The sequence below is a fragment of the Marinobacter sp. V032 genome, from assembly GCF_052645435.1.
Genome location: NZ_JBQXYE010000001.1, coordinates 544,868 through 562,282, shown reverse-complemented (window position 1 = coordinate 562,282; position 17,415 = coordinate 544,868). Strand labels below are relative to the sequence as shown.

Annotated in this window: 17 protein-coding genes; 10 read left to right on the top strand and 7 right to left on the bottom strand. The window is 57.5% G+C overall.

The genetic code is table 11. From position 1 onward, the window contains the following. Nucleotides 1-8: 8 nt before the first annotated feature. The 5 genes from ACUN9X_RS02610 to ACUN9X_RS02590 all read right to left on the bottom strand — a co-directional run bounded on the left by ACUN9X_RS02610 (nucleotide 9) and on the right by ACUN9X_RS02590 (nucleotide 6,268). Entirely contained in the window at nucleotides 9-827 is an 819-nt protein-coding gene (locus tag ACUN9X_RS02610) for a DUF3034 family protein (protein ID WP_260039273.1), read from the bottom strand. A 95-nt stretch (nucleotides 828-922) separates the two neighbouring features. Beyond that, the gene (locus ACUN9X_RS02605; RefSeq protein ID WP_445472105.1) at nucleotides 923-3,280 is read right to left on the bottom strand and encodes a putative bifunctional diguanylate cyclase/phosphodiesterase; all 2,358 of its coding nucleotides are present in this window, start codon (nucleotides 3,278-3,280) and stop codon (nucleotides 923-925) included. Then, nucleotides 3,277-3,945, bottom strand: a complete 669-nt coding sequence (locus tag ACUN9X_RS02600; protein ID WP_260039236.1) for a methylamine utilization protein — start codon at nucleotides 3,943-3,945, stop codon at nucleotides 3,277-3,279. The genes ACUN9X_RS02605 and ACUN9X_RS02600 overlap by 4 nt, the downstream gene beginning before the upstream one ends. 201 nt (nucleotides 3,946-4,146) lie before the next feature. After that, nucleotides 4,147-4,794, bottom strand: a complete 648-nt coding sequence (locus tag ACUN9X_RS02595; RefSeq protein ID WP_260039238.1) for a hypothetical protein — start codon at nucleotides 4,792-4,794, stop codon at nucleotides 4,147-4,149. Between the two features lie 175 nt (nucleotides 4,795-4,969). Beyond that, entirely contained in the window at nucleotides 4,970-6,268 is a 1,299-nt protein-coding gene (locus ACUN9X_RS02590; RefSeq protein WP_445473168.1) for an MATE family efflux transporter, read from the bottom strand. A 440-nt stretch (nucleotides 6,269-6,708) separates the two neighbouring features. Between ACUN9X_RS02590 and coxB the strand changes: the two genes are divergently transcribed. The 4 genes from coxB (at nucleotide 6,709) to ACUN9X_RS02570 (ending at nucleotide 11,072) form a co-directional block, all read left to right on the top strand. Next, nucleotides 6,709-7,836 carry a cytochrome c oxidase subunit II gene (gene coxB, locus ACUN9X_RS02585; RefSeq protein ID WP_445472104.1) on the top strand — a complete coding sequence of 376 codons (1,128 nt, stop codon included), beginning with the start codon at nucleotides 6,709-6,711 and terminating at the stop codon, nucleotides 7,834-7,836. A gap of 115 nt (nucleotides 7,837-7,951) precedes the next feature. After that, on the top strand, nucleotides 7,952-9,547 hold the full coding sequence (gene ctaD, locus ACUN9X_RS02580; RefSeq protein WP_445472103.1) for a cytochrome c oxidase subunit I: 1,596 nt from the start codon (nucleotides 7,952-7,954) through the stop codon (nucleotides 9,545-9,547). Between the two features lie 27 nt (nucleotides 9,548-9,574). Next, on the top strand, nucleotides 9,575-10,168 hold the full coding sequence (locus ACUN9X_RS02575) for a cytochrome c oxidase assembly protein (protein WP_260039275.1): 594 nt from the start codon (nucleotides 9,575-9,577) through the stop codon (nucleotides 10,166-10,168). Between the two features lie 16 nt (nucleotides 10,169-10,184). Further along, complete coding sequence (locus ACUN9X_RS02570; protein WP_260039243.1) at nucleotides 10,185-11,072, top strand: cytochrome c oxidase subunit 3; 888 nt, start codon at nucleotides 10,185-10,187, stop codon at nucleotides 11,070-11,072. A 9-nt stretch (nucleotides 11,073-11,081) separates the two neighbouring features. On the opposite strand, the gene ACUN9X_RS02565 is transcribed toward ACUN9X_RS02570, so the two are convergent. Further along, complete coding sequence (locus ACUN9X_RS02565) at nucleotides 11,082-11,285, bottom strand: twin transmembrane helix small protein (protein ID WP_260039245.1); 204 nt, start codon at nucleotides 11,283-11,285, stop codon at nucleotides 11,082-11,084. Between the two features lie 50 nt (nucleotides 11,286-11,335). Between ACUN9X_RS02565 and ACUN9X_RS02560 the strand changes: the two genes are divergently transcribed. The 6 genes from ACUN9X_RS02560 (at nucleotide 11,336) to ACUN9X_RS02535 (ending at nucleotide 16,710) form a co-directional block, all read left to right on the top strand. After that, nucleotides 11,336-12,097 carry an SURF1 family protein gene (locus ACUN9X_RS02560; RefSeq protein WP_445472102.1) on the top strand — a complete coding sequence of 254 codons (762 nt, stop codon included), beginning with the start codon at nucleotides 11,336-11,338 and terminating at the stop codon, nucleotides 12,095-12,097. Next, on the top strand, nucleotides 12,090-12,719 hold the full coding sequence (locus ACUN9X_RS02555; RefSeq protein WP_445472101.1) for a hypothetical protein: 630 nt from the start codon (nucleotides 12,090-12,092) through the stop codon (nucleotides 12,717-12,719). The genes ACUN9X_RS02560 and ACUN9X_RS02555 overlap by 8 nt, the downstream gene beginning before the upstream one ends. A 2-nt stretch (nucleotides 12,720-12,721) precedes the next feature. Next, entirely contained in the window at nucleotides 12,722-13,807 is a 1,086-nt protein-coding gene (locus ACUN9X_RS02550) for a COX15/CtaA family protein (protein ID WP_260039249.1), read from the top strand. Further along, nucleotides 13,804-14,709 (top strand): heme o synthase, encoded by a 906-nt coding sequence (cyoE, locus tag ACUN9X_RS02545; RefSeq protein WP_445472100.1) that lies wholly within the window; start codon nucleotides 13,804-13,806, stop codon nucleotides 14,707-14,709. Before ACUN9X_RS02550 ends, cyoE begins: the two co-directional genes overlap by 4 nt. Nucleotides 14,710-14,723: 14 nt before the next feature. Then, nucleotides 14,724-15,419 (top strand): SCO family protein, encoded by a 696-nt coding sequence (locus ACUN9X_RS02540; protein WP_260039252.1) that lies wholly within the window; start codon nucleotides 14,724-14,726, stop codon nucleotides 15,417-15,419. Between the two features lie 85 nt (nucleotides 15,420-15,504). Then, complete coding sequence (locus tag ACUN9X_RS02535) at nucleotides 15,505-16,710, top strand: YbfB/YjiJ family MFS transporter (RefSeq protein WP_260039253.1); 1,206 nt, start codon at nucleotides 15,505-15,507, stop codon at nucleotides 16,708-16,710. Here ACUN9X_RS02535 and ACUN9X_RS02530 read toward each other — a convergent pair. Then, complete coding sequence (locus ACUN9X_RS02530; protein WP_260039255.1) at nucleotides 16,707-17,351, bottom strand: TetR family transcriptional regulator; 645 nt, start codon at nucleotides 17,349-17,351, stop codon at nucleotides 16,707-16,709. The two genes, ACUN9X_RS02535 and ACUN9X_RS02530, sit on opposite strands and share 4 nt — an antisense overlap. Between the last annotated feature and the right edge of the window lie 64 nt (nucleotides 17,352-17,415).

Below are 17,415 nucleotides of genomic sequence, written 5' to 3'. Positions count from 1 at the left end.
CCTCATCGTTAAAAGCTGCCCTGTATTGAAAGGTAGGCTCCCTGTTGGTCATCAAGGCCGGCGACGCTGCCGAGATTTACCCAGGCCGCTGTCACCGACAGGCTGCGGCTGGGTACCCAGGCAACAAAGACGTCGTACCAGTCGTCTTCTTCTGCGAATCCCAGATTGTCCGGCTTCTGGCGGTATTCCACACCGGCCAGCCAGCTGCGGTTGAAAAACAGGCCGGCACTGCCTTCGAAGACGGCCTCGTAGCTGTTATTGCGATCACCACCGAAGCCCAGTAGCCCGCCTTGGTTGGCCTTGGTGCCGCGAACTAGGCCATTCACCAGAATATTGCGGTCGAAAAGAGCGGACAGAAAAACCTTCGATCCGGCCAGGTAGACATCGGTGCCGCTATCATCTTTGGCACCGACAGCGGAAGGCACGTCAAAGGTGCGGTTGCGTTTGTGCTGAATCCCCAGCGACCATTGGCCGAAGCGGTTGTAGAGCACGTCACCGTAGAGGCGAATCTTGGCGCTGAAAATGTCCTGCTGCAGGTCATCCTGATTCAGCGCAGCGCCCAGCGTGTCCAGGTCGAGTGTCTGGCGGGCGACGCTCAGTTCGATCCGGTTGTGATAGTTCAGCGATGCCGCCATCACGTCCAGAGTGTAGTCGTCGACCGGTGCATGAGACAGCGCGACCGAGCCGCCCCATTCGGTATCGCTGGCATAGCCGCTGAGCACTGCCATCGGGACCAGTCCACCGCCGGCACTGCCTTCTATTGTGGTGACGCCGCCGGTGGCCCATAACCTGCTGCCCGGCTCTGCCTGTGCGGCCATGCTACTCATCAGCAGCAGTGTCGATATCGCCAACCGAGTTTTCAATGCGCATGCTCCATCATGTTCAAGGCCATCATCAAAGTGGACTGACGGTGCCAGTCGGTTTACTGGATCAGCGGCGCTGCGGCCAGCAACCCGCCAGACTTCTGCTGGAACTCGACATGCCAGTCCACCAGACCCTCGGGTGACATGGGACGGCCGAGAAAATAGCCCTGCGCCATTTCACAGCCCCAGCTTTGCAAGAGTCGCCAGCTGTCTTCGTTTTCAATGCCCTCGGCAACCACTGTCAGACCGAGGCCGTGGGCCATATCCACTGTCGATTTGACGATTAGTTGATCCTGGGGCGTTGAGTCCAGCTTCATTACAAATGACTTGTCGATCTTGAGTTCCTGCACCGGCAATTGGCGCATCTGCGCCAGCGATGAATAGCCGGTACCAAAATCATCTACAGACAGCTTAGCTCCCAACTGGCGCAAGCGCTCAAGTGTTCGGGCGGATGCCTGCATATCGACCATGGCGGCGGTTTCTGTAATTTCGAATGTCAGCATGTTGAGCGGCCGTGGCCAGTCAGCAAAAATGGTGCTGATCAGCGCCGGCAGGTTGGCATTGGTCAGGTCTAGTGTGGACAGGTTGATGGCCACGCCGATTCTGGGCATGCCCCGGCCATACCACTCGCGGCCGTCGCGTTCGACGCTGCGAATGATGTAGTCCGTTAATTGGTGGATCTGTCCGGAACGCTCCGCCAGCTGGATAAATTCTTCCGGATTCAGAAAGCCCAGCTCCGGGTGTTGCCAGCGCACCAGCGCCTCGACCTGGGTCAGGGTTGCGGTATCGAAGCGAATCTTCGGCTGATACACCATCCGGATTTCCCGGTTGGCCATCGCCGGCTGCAGGTCGCGAATGATCCGCAGTTCGCGTAAGTGGTGTTCTTCGCCGCCCTCCAGGTAGGTTGCTGTGCGGGTTTCGTGCTTGCGGGCACGCTCAAGGGTGAGGCTGGTGCGCCGTCGTACGTCATCGACGGTGTGAGCGTGCTTCGGCAGCTCCAGTAATGCGGCAGCGAGCTCAACGGAAACCGGCGTATCCTTGATCGTGACGGCGCTCTCGAGCGCGGCGCGCAACTTGGCAAGGGTCTCGCGAATGGTTGTTTCGTCTGTGTCAGGGGCCACCACCATGAACTCGTTACCCCCTGTCCGGGCGAGCATCTGGTGAGGCGGCAAAGTGCCGCGCAAGCGCAGCCCGGAGGCAATCAACACATTGTCGCCGAACTCGAACCCCAGCGTTTCGCTGATTTCCTTGAGACCCGTGATACTTAGCGTGAGCAACCAGCCCTGCTGGTTATTGGCGAGCTGCTGCCTGACCTGTCGCTCCATTGCCCGGCGATTGGGTAGCCCGGTGAGGGAATCGTGGTTGGCGTCGTGGCGGATCCGGTGCTCCCGGTGGCTTATGCGTTGCTGCATCGAGACCAGCGACTGCTCCAGTGTTTTCAGCTCGCCCCGTGTACGGATACCGGGGGGCGCTGCCGCTTTACCATCACCGATGGAGCCGGCGAAACCGGCCAGCTCCAGTACCGGCCGGCCCAGTGCACGGGCCAGAGCCAAGGCGATCAGACCAGCCACCGTCAGAGCGCCGATGACCACCCACAACAGATCAAACGCCAGTCGATAGTAGGCCGACAGCGCCGTCTTTCGATCGAGCAACAGTAGCGCCTGAACCGGCGTCGTATCCTGGCCCCCAAGCTGCGCGATGCGAATGAAATAGCGTTGGTTACCGATCATGCCGGTGGTGGCGGGCATGACGTCTGCAGACCCCATAGCCTGCTCGAGCGTAACAGTATGGCCGTATATTGAAGGTGCGCCGGTGCCATTGCTGGTAGATCGGAAAATAACATCGACGCCGGTGAGGCGGCTGATGGTTTCGGCGAAGCGATCATCGAGCGACTGCCCCATCACCAGCCAGGCCCTCAGCCCCGGCGCTTGAACCGGCACCATCAAGGCCTGGAAGGCCTGATCATTCCAGTTTATCAGTGCGGTGGCGGCGCCGGTGCGGTTGGCTTCTTCCATCAATTGAGGAAACGGCAGCGCGCTGCCCGGTGGCAGCCCCTGCAGATTAGCCAAAATATGGCCGTTGCGGTCGGTGACGATAGCCAGCGGTGAGTTGAAACGCTGGCTATGGTTCTCCAGCATGCTGCGCATGGTGGGTTCGTCCTGGGTCGCAATGGCCGACTTGAAGCCGAAATCCTCAACCAGCACATTCAGTGAAGTAAACAGAATCGCGGCGCGGCGAGCCAATACTTCCTGAACAACGTCCCCTGCCACATTGAGGCGTTCGTGGGCGCGGCTTTCCTCTTCCTGAAAAGCAGACACCATAAACGCAGCCGCAATACTGAAACTGGTGCCCAGCACCAGCGCCAGCATGGCCGTCAACAGACGGCCGCGAAATCCGACCCGACGCCCTGCAATCATTGAGCGTTAAACCGCTTCTGCAAGTCGGAGAACGGATTCTTGCTGGCGGCCGGTGCGGTCACGTCAAGCGCAATCGTGGCAGCGGTCTGGTCTGCAGGCTCGATACTGATGGTTTTCATGGTGCGGTTGTCGGTCATCGTCTCGTGCCAGACCTGAATTGTGCCAGAGTCTGACAGGCTTACCTCCGCCTGCCCGTCATCGCCGGTGACAGCGGTTTGGGCTGCATCGGTGACGACAATAAAGGCTCGCATCTGGTCGTGAATGTTGCAGCCAAGTTCGACGACACCGGTTTTATCGAATAGCACCGGAGCCTCCGGTCGGTCGGCGAACAGTTCCAGATTGAAGGGTTTCGCCGGTGAGAACGAGTAAACGTGATGCTGGGTGTTGTCGTGGTTGGGAAAATCGACCGAAGTGCCCTTTGGAATGGTCACCAGGTGTGGCACAAACTGACGGTTCTCCTGGGCTACTGCAACCGGCTCCGTCAAGGGGGGCTGGAGTGTCTCGCCAGCGACAGCCACGACTGCATTGGCCAGCGGCTCGCCAGTGGCTGCGTCGGTGACTGTCAGCGTAATCGCCTGTGTGACGCCGGAAGCTCCTGTGAATAGCAGCAGTGCCAGCGTGGCGCGCAGGCGGATTGAGTGCGGTGCAGAAAACAGGCTTGTCATAAATGGCTGCTCGAAATACGGGTTGAAGGCTGCACGGCGCTGTCAGTATCCGTTATTGCCTGCGTTGCGGTTAAATCAGCCTGAAACAGTCCATGTTTTCTATTTACATAGCATTTGAACATTATACGTAGTGTGGTTCTGTATCAGTCCTGTTGTTTTTATAGACTTTTACATTAGTGTCCGGCCTCTACAAATCACTTGTTAAAGACCGGAGTTGAGCGAAAAGCGGATCTGGTTTCTCACCAGCAGTTTTTGCCAGTATTCACGCATCCAGTCCCATGCGGCGTCTCTTGCTTTGTCGACAAATGGCGACAAGTTGAGTTCGTAGTAATCCGGCGAGCCGGCAATCTGAATGACCGTGATGGCAATGGATTGGTCCAGTTCGTTGGCAAAAGGCTCTCCTACCAGATGGTGAGCCAGCAGGTTGGCCTGCGTGGCCTTCAGATCCACCAGTTCGCTGTTACGAAAACTGTGATTGTTCTCGTACATTTCTTCCATCAGCCGATGGCACAGGTACGCCTTGATCAGTAGCCCGTCCAGCCCGTCATACTGGCTCAGTAGCACAGAGGGCTGGGTGAAATAATGGATAGCAGCGGCTATGAAAGGCGCGAACAGCGCCTCGGCGCCGGCTTCTTTGGCGCAGGTTTCAACACAGTCGATCAATCGCGGTGCCATTTCGATATATTCCACCGCGAACTGGAACAGGCAGGTTGCCGGTTCGCCTCCGCTGACGGAAATACTATCGGGCAGGTTTTGGGCACGATCGTCCATCTGCTTCAGGAAGACCCCTGAACGGGCTTCCTGTCGGCGGGCCTGCTCAACAATGTGAAGGACAGCTGACGGTGTCATCTTTGAAACTGCTCGTACCGTTCCAGAATAAGGTTGCAAGACGCCTCCCAACTTCGTGCAGGCGGGATATAGCGGCGCCTGATAACCCATAGAGACTCGAAACCATGACTACAGAAATCAATTTCAGTGTAGTTGAGAATTTCGGCCGGCGAGGCAAAGGTCCCGTCTCTAATTGTTAAGTCTGGTTAATTCCGGTAGTGGGATTGCTCCGGGTGAACCAGCGATCGTGACGGCTGTGGCGGAAGAACAGCCAGCCCATGCCGGCTGCCCGGGCCAGCATCAGGCTCAGCATCGCAAACCAGAGCCCATGATTGCCCCAGCTCTGGGTGAGCCACCAGACGGGCAAAAACACGCCGATGGTGGCAAGCAGCATGGTGTTCTGCATGTCGCGGGTGCGGGTGGCGCCAATAAAGATGCCATCCAGCAGAAAGCCCCAGACGGCTGCGAACGGCATGGCCCAGATCCAGGGTATATAGACCTTGGCGGTGACAACCACCTCCGGAATGCTGGTCAACAGGCTGATGATCAGGTCGCCACCGACGACGAAAATAAAGGTGAACAGCAATGCCCCCCATAACGACCAGCGCAGTGCTGTTCGGCAGACCTCGCCAAACTGCTCCCGGTGTCTCTGACCAATGGCTTCGCCCACCAGGGCTTCAGCCGCGTTGGCAAAGCCATCCAGGCCATTGGATATCAGCATCAGAAACGTAATCAGCACCGCATTGGCGGCCAGCACGGTGTCACCCTGCTGGGCTCCCTGAGCCGTGAAGAAGGCAATTGATAGTAGCAGGAGCACCGTGCGCACCAGGATGTATCGGTTGACCTGCAGGATTGCGAGGTAGTCGGCTATCACGCCCAGAAGCTGGCGATCAAAGCGCAGGTCGAGTGGCCGTCTGCGCCACACCAGCCAGAGCCCCAGGCCGGTAGCGGAGTATTCAGCCATCACTGTTGCCACGGCAACCCCCTGACTGTTCCAGCCCCAGACGGTAACAAACAGAATATCGAGCACCATGTTAAGACTGTTGGCCAGTATCAGCATCAACATGGGACCGCGAGGATACTGGGTGCCAATCAGCCAACCCACCAATGTGTACTGACAGAGCACCGCCGGCGCGCTCCAGATTCGGATACTGGCGTATTCGCTCGCCAATCGGGTGACATCCTCACTTGCGCCCATCAGGCTCAGGCCAATTCGGATCAACGGCTGTTGCAGCAGGATAAGGCCCAGGCCAATAGCGGTGGCCATCAGCAGTGAACGCACCAGCAAAGCACTCTGGGCGAAAGCATCACGGCGTCCGAATGCCTGTGCCGCAAGGCCGGTAGTGCCCATCCGCATGAAGCCGAAGGTCCAGTAAAGAATACTGAACAGGTTACCGCCTATCGCCACCGCGCCCAGGTATTCGGGACTTTCAAGATGGCCCAGCACAGCGGTGTCCACCAGACCGAGCAGCGGCACGGTAATGTTGGTCAGCATCAGGGGCCAGGCCAGTTGCCAGAGCCGGTAGTCCAGTGCGTTAATCCGCAAAACACGAGCCTCTAATTAGTTGGTTATGCTAACCGGGAATAAAACGATATTTTTAATGCGTCTAAATTTTAAGCAATCTTTTGAGACTTTTCTCAACCTCTGTCTATACTGACCCTTGGAGTCATCGAATAAGCCCTGAAGTATCGTTAGCTTACAGGATCTTCCCTGACTTCTTATCCGTGAAAAGACTTCCAGCTCAATGTTGCGCGTACGTGCGAGGTCGCGCAAACCGGAGGGCAAGGGAAGCAACGCTTCCCACAGGAAGTGTCACGCAGAACATGCAGGCCGCCCACGCAGGCAAGGTCGTGTATCGTGTGCCCAAAGCTCACGGAACACGGCTTCAGGCGAGGTCGTGTCGACGACAAGAACAAACTCTGTGGAGACACGGTATGCGCAAGAAGGCATTGCGAGTCGGTTCCCTGATGGCCGGACTCACGCTGTCTCAGTTGGCTCTGGCCGACTGGGAAGTCAACATGACCCCCGGGGTCACCGGCGTAAGCCGCGATATTTTTGGTCTTCATATGACCATCTTCTGGATCTGCGTTGCCATCGGCATCGTGGTATTCGGGGTGATGTTCTGGTCGATCTTTGCCCACCGAAAATCCAGAGGCTACAAGCCCGCCAATTTCCATGAGCATACCTGGGTGGAAATTCTCTGGACCATTATTCCGCTTGCCATACTGGTTGTCATGGCGATTCCGGCCACCATCACGCTGCTTGATATGTACAACACCGATGAGTCGGAAGTGGATATCAAGGTCACCGGTTATCAGTGGAAGTGGCGTTACGATTTCATCAACGAAGAGTTTGGCTATTTCTCGACACTGTCGACCCCGCGTGACGAAATCTATAACCGTGCCGAGAAGAACGAAAACTACCTGCTTGAAGTGGATAAGCCGCTGGTGTTGCCTGTTGGCAGAAAAGTGCGTTTCCTGATGACCGCCAACGACGTCATCCATTCCTGGTGGGTGCCGGCGCTGGGCGTCAAGAAAGACGCGATTCCCGGTTTTATCAATGAGACCTGGACCCGTATCGACGAGCCCGGTATTTACCGCGGCCAGTGTACGGAGCTATGCGGTAAGGATCACGGCTTTATGCCGATTGTGGTGAAAGCGGTGCCGCAGGAGGAATACGACGAGTGGGTAGCGGAACAGGTCGCGATGGCCGAAAAGGAACGGGAGCTCACCAGCAAGGACTGGACACTTGAAGAGCTGATGGCGCGCGGCGAAAAAGCCTACGACACCACTTGTGCCGCCTGTCACCAGCAGGACGGTTCCGGTTCACCGCCGGCATTCCCGGCTCTCAAGGGCAGCGCTGTGGCCACCGGACCGGTTGAGGAGCACATGGATATCGTGGTCAACGGTGTCTCCGGCACAGCGATGCAGGCTTTCGGAAAGCAGCTGAGCGAAGTGGATCTGGCGGCAATCATCACCTACGAGCGGAATGCCTGGGGTAATGACACTGGCGAAATGGTGACGCCCAAGCAGATTCTCGACTACAAAAACGCGCAGCAGTAACCGGCAGTGTGGATAACAATTGAATCAGGAGGCCACAGACAGAACCGGTTTCTGTTTGTGGTCCGGACGACATTAAACGCCAAGAATAACAACAGGCGGCTTACGGGGGTTCACCATGAGTGCGGTCATTGATACCCACGATCACAGTCACGACCAGGACCATCACCACGGTCCGGCGAAGGGCTTCAAGCGTTGGTTGCTGACAACCAACCACAAAGATATCGGGACTATGTACCTGATATTCAGTTTCACCATGTTCCTGCTGGGCGGCACCATGGCGATGGTGATCCGGGCCGAGCTGTTTCAGCCCGGGCTGCAGATTGTCGAGCCGGCCTTCTTTAACCAGATGACCACCATGCACGGCCTGATCATGGTGTTTGGCGCGGTGATGCCGGCCTTCGTTGGCCTGGCAAACTGGATGATTCCGTTGATGGTTGGTGCGCCCGACATGGCGCTGCCGCGAATGAACAACTGGAGTTTCTGGATTCTGCCAGCCGCGTTTGCGCTGCTGATCTCAACCCTGTTCATGTCGGGTGGTGCCCCCAACTTCGGCTGGACCTTCTACGCGCCGCTGTCGACGACCTATGGGCCGCCGAGTACCACCTTCTTTATTTTCGCCATCCACATGATGGGGATTTCCTCGATCATGGGCGCCATCAACGTGATCGCGACCATTCTTAACCTGCGGGCGCCGGGCATGACCCTGATGAAAATGCCCCTGTTTGTCTGGACCTGGCTCATCACAGCCTTCCTGCTGATTGCGGTTATGCCGGTTCTGGCCGGTGTGGTCACCATGATGCTGATGGATATCAACTTTGGTACCAGTTTCTTTAACGCCGCGGGCGGTGGGGATCCGGTGCTGTTCCAGCATGTGTTCTGGTTCTTCGGTCATCCCGAGGTGTACATCATGATCCTGCCGGCGTTCGGTGCCGTGTCCGAGATCATTCCTGCATTTTCACGCAAGCGCCTGTTCGGTTATGCCTCGATGGTGTACGCAGTAGGTGCGATAGCCCTGCTGTCATTCGTGGTCTGGGCCCACCATATGTTTACCGTGGGCATGCCGGTGGCCGGTGAAATCTTCTTTATGTACTGCACCATGCTGATCGCCGTGCCGACAGGGGTGAAGGTCTTCAACTGGGTTGCCACCATGTTCCGTGGTTCAATGACCTTTGAAGCGCCCATGCTGTTCTCCATTGCCTTCGTCATCCTGTTTACCATTGGTGGTTTCTCCGGTTTGATGTTGGCCATCGCTCCGGCTGATTTCCAGTATCACGACACCTACTTTGTCGTAGCTCACTTCCACTACGTGCTGGTGCCAGGTGCTATCTTCGGTATCTTCGCCTCGGCCTATTACTGGTTGCCCAAGTGGACCGGCAACATGTACGACGAAACGCTGGCCAAGACCCACTTCTGGATGTCATTTATTGGTATGAACCTGGCCTTCTTCCCGATGCATTTCCTGGGGCTGGCGGGCATGCCAAGGCGGATACCCGATTACGCGCTGCAGTTTGCCGATTTCAATATGGTCTCGAGCATCGGCGCGTTTATGTTTGGCAGCACCCAGTTGCTGTTCCTGTTCATCGTGGTGAAGTGCGCACGGGGCGGCGAAAAAGCCGCCGCCAAACCCTGGGATGGTGCAGAGGGACTGGAATGGACGGTGCCTTCGCCGGCGCCTTACCACACCTTCTCAACACCGCCTGAAGTCAAATAGAGCAGCGCGGCGCGCCGGAGGCTAATGATGACGACGGCAAAACGGTCCAACACCAAGGTAGTCGGCTGGTGTATTGCGGGGGTGTTCGGCATGTTCGCCTTCGGTTTCGCGCTGGTCCCGCTGTACAACGTGTTCTGCGACATTACGGGGATCAACGGTAAAACCGGTGGGCGCTATGAAGGAACCACAACCGCTGAGGCGGATATGAGCCGGACGGTTAAAGTCCAGTTCATCGCCCAGAACGGTCCCCATATGCCCTGGACGTTCCGGCCAGCGCAAACCAGTATCACGGTGCATCCCGGCGAATCGACTCATGTCACCTTCGTCGCGCAGAACAACACCGGTAGGGGAATGACCGCCCAGGCGGTACCAAGTCTGGCGCCTTCAGAAGGCGTGCTGTTTTTCCACAAAACCGAGTGCTTCTGCTTCAACCAGCAGACACTGGCAGCCGGCGAGTCTATTGATATGCCGCTCGTTTTTATCGTGGATCGCGATCTGCCCGAAGAGATCCACACCCTGACCCTGTCCTACACGCTATACGATCAGGAACGGATGGGAGAAGAACCGAAAGACGCAAAACAAGTCAGCACAACGACAACAAAAATGACGAATAACGGATAAGCCGTCGGAGGCTGCCATGGCAACAGAGCAGACATATTACGTTCCGGAACAGAGCAAATGGCCGATTATTGCCACCGTCGGCTTGCTGGTCACCATGTACGGCCTCGGTTCCATTATGGTGGATGGCTCAGCGGGCGAATCCACCACCACGGCCTGGGTGATATTCATGATCGGGTCGCTGATCATGGCCTACATGTTGTTTGGCTGGTTTGGCAGTGTGATCAAGGAAAGTCGCGACGGCTTGTACAGCCCGCAGATGGACCGCTCCTTCCGCTGGGGGATGAGCTGGTTTATTTTCTCGGAAGTCATGTTCTTCGCCGCATTCTTCGGGGCCCTGTTTTACGCCCGGACCTTCGCCATACCCTGGCTCGGTGGCGAAGGCGACCGTGGCAGCAGCAACATGCTGTGGGAAGGGTTTCAGGCAACCTGGCCGCTGCTGCAGAATCCGGATGCGGAGGCCTTTCCGGCCCCCTCTGGCGTGATTGATCCCTGGCACCTGCCGCTGGTGAACACCATTTTGCTGGTGACGTCATCGTTCACCGTAACGGTGGCGCACCACGCGCTCAAGAAAGACAACCGCGTTCGTCTCAAAATCTGGCTGGCGGCGACCATTGTGTTGGCCATCGCCTTCGTCGCCTTTCAGGCCGAAGAATACGTCGATGCCTACACCAATCTTGATCTGACCCTGCAATCAGGGATTTACGGCAGCACCTTCTTCATGTTGACCGGCTTTCACGGCGCGCACGTTATTCTGGGAACGCTGATGCTCACCATCATGCTGATCAGAATCACCAAGGGGCACTTTACTCCGGAGAAGCACTTCGGGTTTGAGGCGGCCAGCTGGTACTGGCACTTTGTGGATGTGGTTTGGCTGGGGCTGTTTGTATTCGTCTACATCCTCTAACGAATGCGGCTATGGCGTGGGGTTAAGGGATATATCTCCATGCCACATGGCGATAATGATCAACGCCACCAGCGCCAGGCTGAGACCAACCCGGACAATAAGCGAATTGAGCACCCGGGTTGATTTGCCTTCGTCTTTAATCAAAAAAAACAGACCGCTGAACAAGCTCACGACGACCGCCAGTAGCAGGATTACTATCAACACTTTCAGCATGGCTACCACTCCGCAACTCAATATCCGCAATGAGGTCACTATAGCAAAGCATGTCTGAGGGGACAGTACCAAAGCGGGTAGTACGACAATGGCGCCCGGACTGGCGTTTATGGTTGTTTGCAGGGATATTTTTCCCGTTGCTGGTCGGGCTGGGCAGCTGGCAGATCAGCCGTGCACACGACAAGGAAAAACTGCTGACGCAGTGGGAGCAGCAGCTCGATTCTCTTCCCTGGGCCACTGCCGTCAGTCGCGGGATAACCCCCGGCCAACCCGTTCAACTCGAAGGGCGATATCGCGCAGGTCATGACTGGCTCTTGGATAACCGGACCCGCAATGGGCAAAATGGCTACGAAGTTCTCACTGTTTTTGATCCGGTTGCGGGACCGCCGGTGCTGATCAACCGGGGTTGGGTTGCAGCGCCACGCTTGCGGCGCGATCTACCGGAGATCACAACGCCGTCCGAATCCGTTATTGTCACGGCCCGTGCGGCTGCCTACCCGACGCCACCTGTTCTCGCGGAAACCCCGGATGAAGCCGGCTGGCCAAGGCGGGTACAATCTTTGAAGCCGAATGTTGTCCAGCGCGAGGTGCCAGGCGCGACCGACATACTGCTGAAACTCGAGGGTGATGATCAGCCGGGCGCCTATAGTGCTGACTGGACACCCGATTTCATGGGGCCCGCAACGCATTACGGTTACGCCGTGCAATGGTTCTCGCTGGCGGCCGTATTGACTGTACTGACACTCATCGCCAGTTTTCGTAAGCCAGAACAACAAAAAATGGATCAACAGGATGACCAACACAATGGCTGAACAGCGTTCAACAGACGGCGGAAGATCATCTGATGCGCCAACACCGGCGCAGGTCCGACGCGGTCGTCGTACTGCACTGCTACTGTTTGCAGTTGGCTTTGGTCCACTGGTTCTCGCCACCGTGATGTACTACACCGGCTGGTTGAATCCCGAGGGCATTAGCAGTAACGGAATCCTGGTGGAGCCGCCTGTTCCGGTGTCGTCACTGGCACTGACGGAAGCGGACGGCCAGCCGTTTGCAGATCGCTTCGGACCGGATGTCGAAGCGCCGACCTGGATGATGGTAGTGGCTGCGGGCGATTGTCAGCAGGATTGTGAACAACTGATTTATCTGGCCCGACAAGTGAACATCGCGTTGGGCAAGAACCAGGAGCGCATGCGGCGGGCAGCTTATCTGAAAACGCCACCAGCGGATCTTTCCGGTTACCCGGAAATGCCGTTGTTGCGCTCCGGAGCGACCGGCCCTGAAAGCTGGCCGGGCGGCATCAGTATTGAACAGACGCCGCAACTGTATGTAATTGATCCGTTTGGCAATATCATGCTCCGGTATGGTTCGGAGTACGAAGGCAAAGCCATTCTGAAAGATCTTAAACACCTGATGAAACTGTCACAGATAGGTTAACGATGACCGAAACACAGGCGCGAGCAGCACAGCATCGTCGATTCATGGGCCGGCTGGCACTGATCGCGACGTTGCTGACGGTGGTTGTGGTAATGCTGGGCGCCTGGACGCGACTGGTTCATGCCGGCCTGGGATGCCCCGACTGGCCCACCTGCTACGGTTTCCTCAGCGTGCCGCAATCAACCGAACATATTGCGATCGCAGAAGCCCGTTTCCCGGAAGCGCCGGTGGATACCACCAAGGGCTGGCCGGAAATGATCCATCGCTATGCGGCGGCATCATTGGGCATGCTGGTGTTTGCGATAGCCGGCTATGCCGTTTGGCATCGCCGGGAGAAACTGCCGCTGAAGCTGCCGTTGTTTATTGCCGGCTTTGTGGTGCTGCAGGGGGCGTTCGGGATGTGGACGGTCACCCTCAAGTTGTGGCCCCAGGTGGTGTCGCTTCATCTGCTGGGTGGTTTTACCACGCTCAGTCTGTTGTGCCTGCTGGCTTTGCGCCTGCGAGGCAAGGTGCTACAACCGGATGTAGCCAAAGCAAGGGCGCTGGCCCGTTTCCGTCCTTGGTTGTTCGGTGGTTTGGCTCTGGTGATTATGCAGATTGGTCTGGGTGCCTGGACCACGTCCAACTATGCTGCGGTGGCCTGCACCGATTTGCCGACCTGTCAGGGCCAGTGGTGGCCCGATATGGATTTCCGCCACGGTTTTGATGTGACTCAGGCAGTGGGCCCCAATTATCTGGGCGGCCAGCTCAATGCTGATGGCCGGGTGGCGATCCATGTCAGTCACAGAATCGGGGCAATGACCGTTCTGTTGTATCTGGGGGCGTTACTGGTATTGCTCTGGCGACAGGCCCGTCAGACATCCATCGGCCCTTGGGTATTGCTCAGTGGCGGCGTATTGTTGACGCAGGTGATGTTGGGAATGGCGAATATCCTGTTTCACATTCCATTGGGCGTTGCGGTGGCGCACAATGCGCTCGGCGCCGGTCTGCTGCTGACCGTGATCAATCTTTTATGGCGCCTGCACCCGCTTCGGCTACCGCGCCGCGCCCCCGCCGGGCAAACACTCGATCAGGAGGTTCCTGCATGACCGATACGACTCACAACGGCGCTGCTTCGGTTTCCCAGCCAGTCACATGGCGAGATTACCTGGAGTTGACCAAGCCCAAGGTGGTCGCATTGATGATGCTGACAACCGTTATCGGCATGCTGTTGGCACGCCCCGGAATTCCCCACTGGACGGTATTTGTGTTCGGTAATATGGGGATCGCCTTCCTGGCGGGCGCGGCTGCCGTGGTCAACCACGTGGTGGATCACAAAATCGATACCATCATGGCCCGTACCCGCAAACGTCCGGTTGCGACTGGCAAGGTATCCTCGGTCGAGGCGCTTGTTTTCGCCCTTTCACTGGCCCTTGCCGGCATGCTGGTGCTGGTGTGGCAGGTGAATGCCCTGACCGCCTGGCTGACGCTGGCGTCACTGGTGGGGTATGCCGGTGTCTATACCCTGTTCCTCAAGCGCGCCACACCGCAGAACATCGTAATCGGCGGCATTGCCGGCGCCATGCCGCCGCTGTTGGGCTGGACTGCCGTCACCAATCAGGTTGAAGGACATGCGCTGTTGCTGGTGCTGATCATTTTCGCCTGGACGCCCCCGCATTTCTGGGCGCTGGCGATTCACCGCAAGGAAGAGTATGCCAAGGCCGGTATTCCGATGCTGCCGGTCACCCACGGTGAGCGCTACACCAAGCTGCACATTCTGCTCTACACCCTGATTCTGCTGGCCGCGACCTTGTTGCCGTTCGTCACCGGCATGTCCGGCGGCATCTATCTGGTGGGCGCGGTGGTTTTGGGGCTGCGTTTTCTGCATTATTCGATTCGTCTTATCCGGGAAGACAACCGCAAGCTTGCGATGGATACGTTTAAATATTCCATCAGCTATCTGATGCTGTTGTTTGTCTTCCTGCTGGTTGATCATTACGTCTATTTCTAGATCGCGAGGAACGCATGGCTCAGACACCACCGGGAACGTCGAAACGCGCCATCCGGCGCACACTGATCATTCTGATTATGGTGGTGGCGGCCGTCATTGGCATGATGGTGGCCCGGCAGGTGCTGCTGGTTCCGGAGGCCGAGGCGCCAGAGCCGGCGCCCGATCTGAGCACTCTGAATGCCTACGTCTACGACGAAGCACGTCCGATAACCCCGTTCACGCTGACCGATGATCAGGGCAATACGGTCCACGAAGATGCGCTCAAGGGGCACTGGACCTTCGCCTTTATCGGCTATACCTATTGCCCGGATATTTGCCCCGCTACCCTGTCGATGCTGAACCGTGCAGACAAGGCTATCCCTGATGACCTGCCCGATCCGGCGTACCTGCTGATTTCCGGTGATCCGGAGCGGGATACCCCCGAGCGCCTGGAGGAATACCTCAATTTCTTCGGTGAGCCGTTTATGGGCTTAACCGGTGATATCGATACCCTGCGCGCGCTGGCGCAAGACCTGAATGGGGTATTTGTTCACCGTGAAGGGGCCAATGGCGAGGTGTTGGTGGATCACAGTGCCCATATCGCATTGATTAACCCTGAGGGCAAAATGACGGCTATCCTGCAGCCGCCGTTCAAGCCTGAAGCGGTCGCTGAAATCTTCGAAAAGATTTATGCCTGGGCGCTGGAAAATCGCCAGCGCACATCATCCTGATACCGGGTCGGTAGTATCGCTACTTTTAAACCCAGCGCCGGGTGCTAGACTTGCGGGCCGATTGAATAACCAACACAGGTTCTCCATGGCAGCCCCCACCCCTTCAAAAGCATCGTCCCGTGAATTGTTGATGGTGATCGCCGCCGGCGCGGCCATCCTGTTGGTGGTGCATACCCTTGGGCGGTTCATCTACACCCCGCTATTACCCTATCTGGTAGATGACGGCCTGGTGAACGCCCAGCAGGGCGCAGCGCTCGCCACCTGGAATTATCTCGGTTACCTGATGGGCGCGATTCTGGCGATCCGCTGGCATCGGGTTGATCACATCCGCTTCATGTTGCCGCTGGCCCTGTGTGTCCACGTCATCACCACCTTATTGCAAACCCAGATTGAAAATGTGGCAGTGCTGGACACCGTGCGCTGGCTCAATGGTGTGGCGAACGGAACAGTGTTTGTGCAGGCACCTGCGCTGATTCTGGAATGGCTGGTGCTGCGTAATCGCGCTTCGCTGAGCGGGTTGGTGTATCTGGGTGTAGGCCTGGGGTTGCTGGTTTCGAGCGCTCTGGTGTCGTTTACGGCGTCGTGGCTGAGCGGTCCTGATCGCTGGTGGCCTGCTGCCCTGCTGTCCATACCGCTGGCCTGGTGGGGCTGGCATCGCCTGAGCAAACTGGATGTGCCGGTCAGGCAACAAAACGACGATGGCACGGATATCGTCAAAACACCCCTGTTTGATCGCGCCAGCACCCCCTTGTTCCTGTCATACGCTGGCGCCGGACTGGGCTACATCCTGCCGATGACGTTCCTGCCGCTGCTGGCCAAAATGCAGCTCCCGGCCGGTGACTGGCTGATTGACGGCTCCTGGCTGATCGTGGCGCTGGTGACCATTCCTTCGGCCTACATCTGGAATCATCTGGGCGCCCGGATCGGCGATGTGCTCGCGATTCGGATCAACTATGGTATTCAGTTGCTAGGGGTGCTGGCCGCAGTGGTGTGGCCGGGGCCTGTGGGTATCGTGCTGTGTGCCGCACTGGTTGGCAGCACCTTTCTGGGGACTGTGCTGCTTACCCAGCGACTCGCCCGGGCATTGCATCCGCATCAGGGGCCGCGATTGTCGGCGGCGACAGTCGCACTCTATGCCTTCGCGCAGATGGCGGGGCCCTGGTTGGCCAAGCAGTGGCTGGATGTTGGCGGCACGCTGGAAAGCGCATTCTGGATTGGTGTGGGGGCGTTGGTCTGGGGGCTGTTCTTCGTCTGTCTGGTGCCGCGACCGGAAGACTGGCACCAGCGTTAGTGCGAGGCGCCTCCGCTTTTGCTGAAGCAGCAGGGCAGAGAGTAAAAGTAGGTTTCGATCGCCCGCTCGGATTCCTGTTCCATGTCAAACGAGTCGGGCAGCAACAGCCACATATAAATCAGACCGGTAAGCTGAACGTGCAGATGCACGATGGCCCGGTCGATCTCCAGGTCCGCCGGCAACTGGCCCCGCCGAATCGCATTCTGCATGATCGTGCTCAGCCGGGCGGCCCCTTCGACAAAGTTTTGCCGGTGACGAGTCCCCAGTGGCTCGTTGGCTTCAATCAGCTCACACTTCTGAAAAATGATCTCGCAAACCCGGCGGCGGCGTTTGTCGCGTGCAATTTCCCGCGTAATGAACAACAAAAAGGACTTCAGCCGACCCAAAGGGTCGGGGGCTTCTGGGTCTTCGACCATGGATCGCATCATGTCGAGTGGCATTTCCTGCCGGCTGATCATGGCCTCGAAAATGTCGTGCTTGTTCTTGAAGTGCCAGTAAATTGCGCCACGGGTGACGCCGGCTTCGTTGGCGATGTCGTTAAGCGAGGTGCTGGAAACGCCTTTGGCGTGGAAGACCGTCTCGGCAGCATCAATAAGCTGTTCCCGGGTTTTATTTGCGTCTTCTTTCGTGCGGCGCGCCATCACTGCTCCTACTATTAATGATCATACTTTTGTCACTATACATACATTCTAGAATGTATGTATG

Bases quoted from the DNA above. Each gene is read 5' to 3' on its own strand.
- ACUN9X_RS02565 (WP_260039245.1), bottom strand. From the start codon at position 11,285: ATGCTGAAAGTGTTGATAGTAATCCTGCTACTGGCGGTCGTCGTGAGC.
- ACUN9X_RS02600 (WP_260039236.1), bottom strand. From the start codon at position 3,945: ATGACAAGCCTGTTTTCTGCACCGCACTCAATCCGCCTGCGCGCCACG.
- ACUN9X_RS02540 (WP_260039252.1), top strand. From the start codon at position 14,724: ATGGCTCAGACACCACCGGGAACGTCGAAACGCGCCATCCGGCGCACA.
- ACUN9X_RS02535 (WP_260039253.1), top strand. From the start codon at position 15,505: ATGGCAGCCCCCACCCCTTCAAAAGCATCGTCCCGTGAATTGTTGATG.
- ACUN9X_RS02590 (WP_445473168.1), bottom strand. From the start codon at position 6,268: ATGCTGACCAACATTACCGTGCCGCTGCTCGGTCTGGTGGACACCGCT.
- cyoE (WP_445472100.1), top strand. From the start codon at position 13,804: ATGACCGATACGACTCACAACGGCGCTGCTTCGGTTTCCCAGCCAGTC.
- coxB (WP_445472104.1), top strand. From the start codon at position 6,709: ATGCGCAAGAAGGCATTGCGAGTCGGTTCCCTGATGGCCGGACTCACG.
- ACUN9X_RS02575 (WP_260039275.1), top strand. From the start codon at position 9,575: ATGACGACGGCAAAACGGTCCAACACCAAGGTAGTCGGCTGGTGTATT.
- ACUN9X_RS02595 (WP_260039238.1), bottom strand. From the start codon at position 4,794: ATGACACCGTCAGCTGTCCTTCACATTGTTGAGCAGGCCCGCCGACAG.
- ctaD (WP_445472103.1), top strand. From the start codon at position 7,952: ATGAGTGCGGTCATTGATACCCACGATCACAGTCACGACCAGGACCAT.
- ACUN9X_RS02550 (WP_260039249.1), top strand. From the start codon at position 12,722: ATGACCGAAACACAGGCGCGAGCAGCACAGCATCGTCGATTCATGGGC.
- ACUN9X_RS02610 (WP_260039273.1), bottom strand. From the start codon at position 827: ATGAGTAGCATGGCCGCACAGGCAGAGCCGGGCAGCAGGTTATGGGCC.
- ACUN9X_RS02605 (WP_445472105.1), bottom strand. From the start codon at position 3,280: ATGATTGCAGGGCGTCGGGTCGGATTTCGCGGCCGTCTGTTGACGGCC.
- ACUN9X_RS02530 (WP_260039255.1), bottom strand. From the start codon at position 17,351: ATGGCGCGCCGCACGAAAGAAGACGCAAATAAAACCCGGGAACAGCTT.
- ACUN9X_RS02555 (WP_445472101.1), top strand. From the start codon at position 12,090: ATGGCTGAACAGCGTTCAACAGACGGCGGAAGATCATCTGATGCGCCA.
- ACUN9X_RS02560 (WP_445472102.1), top strand. From the start codon at position 11,336: ATGTCTGAGGGGACAGTACCAAAGCGGGTAGTACGACAATGGCGCCCG.
- ACUN9X_RS02570 (WP_260039243.1), top strand. From the start codon at position 10,185: ATGGCAACAGAGCAGACATATTACGTTCCGGAACAGAGCAAATGGCCG.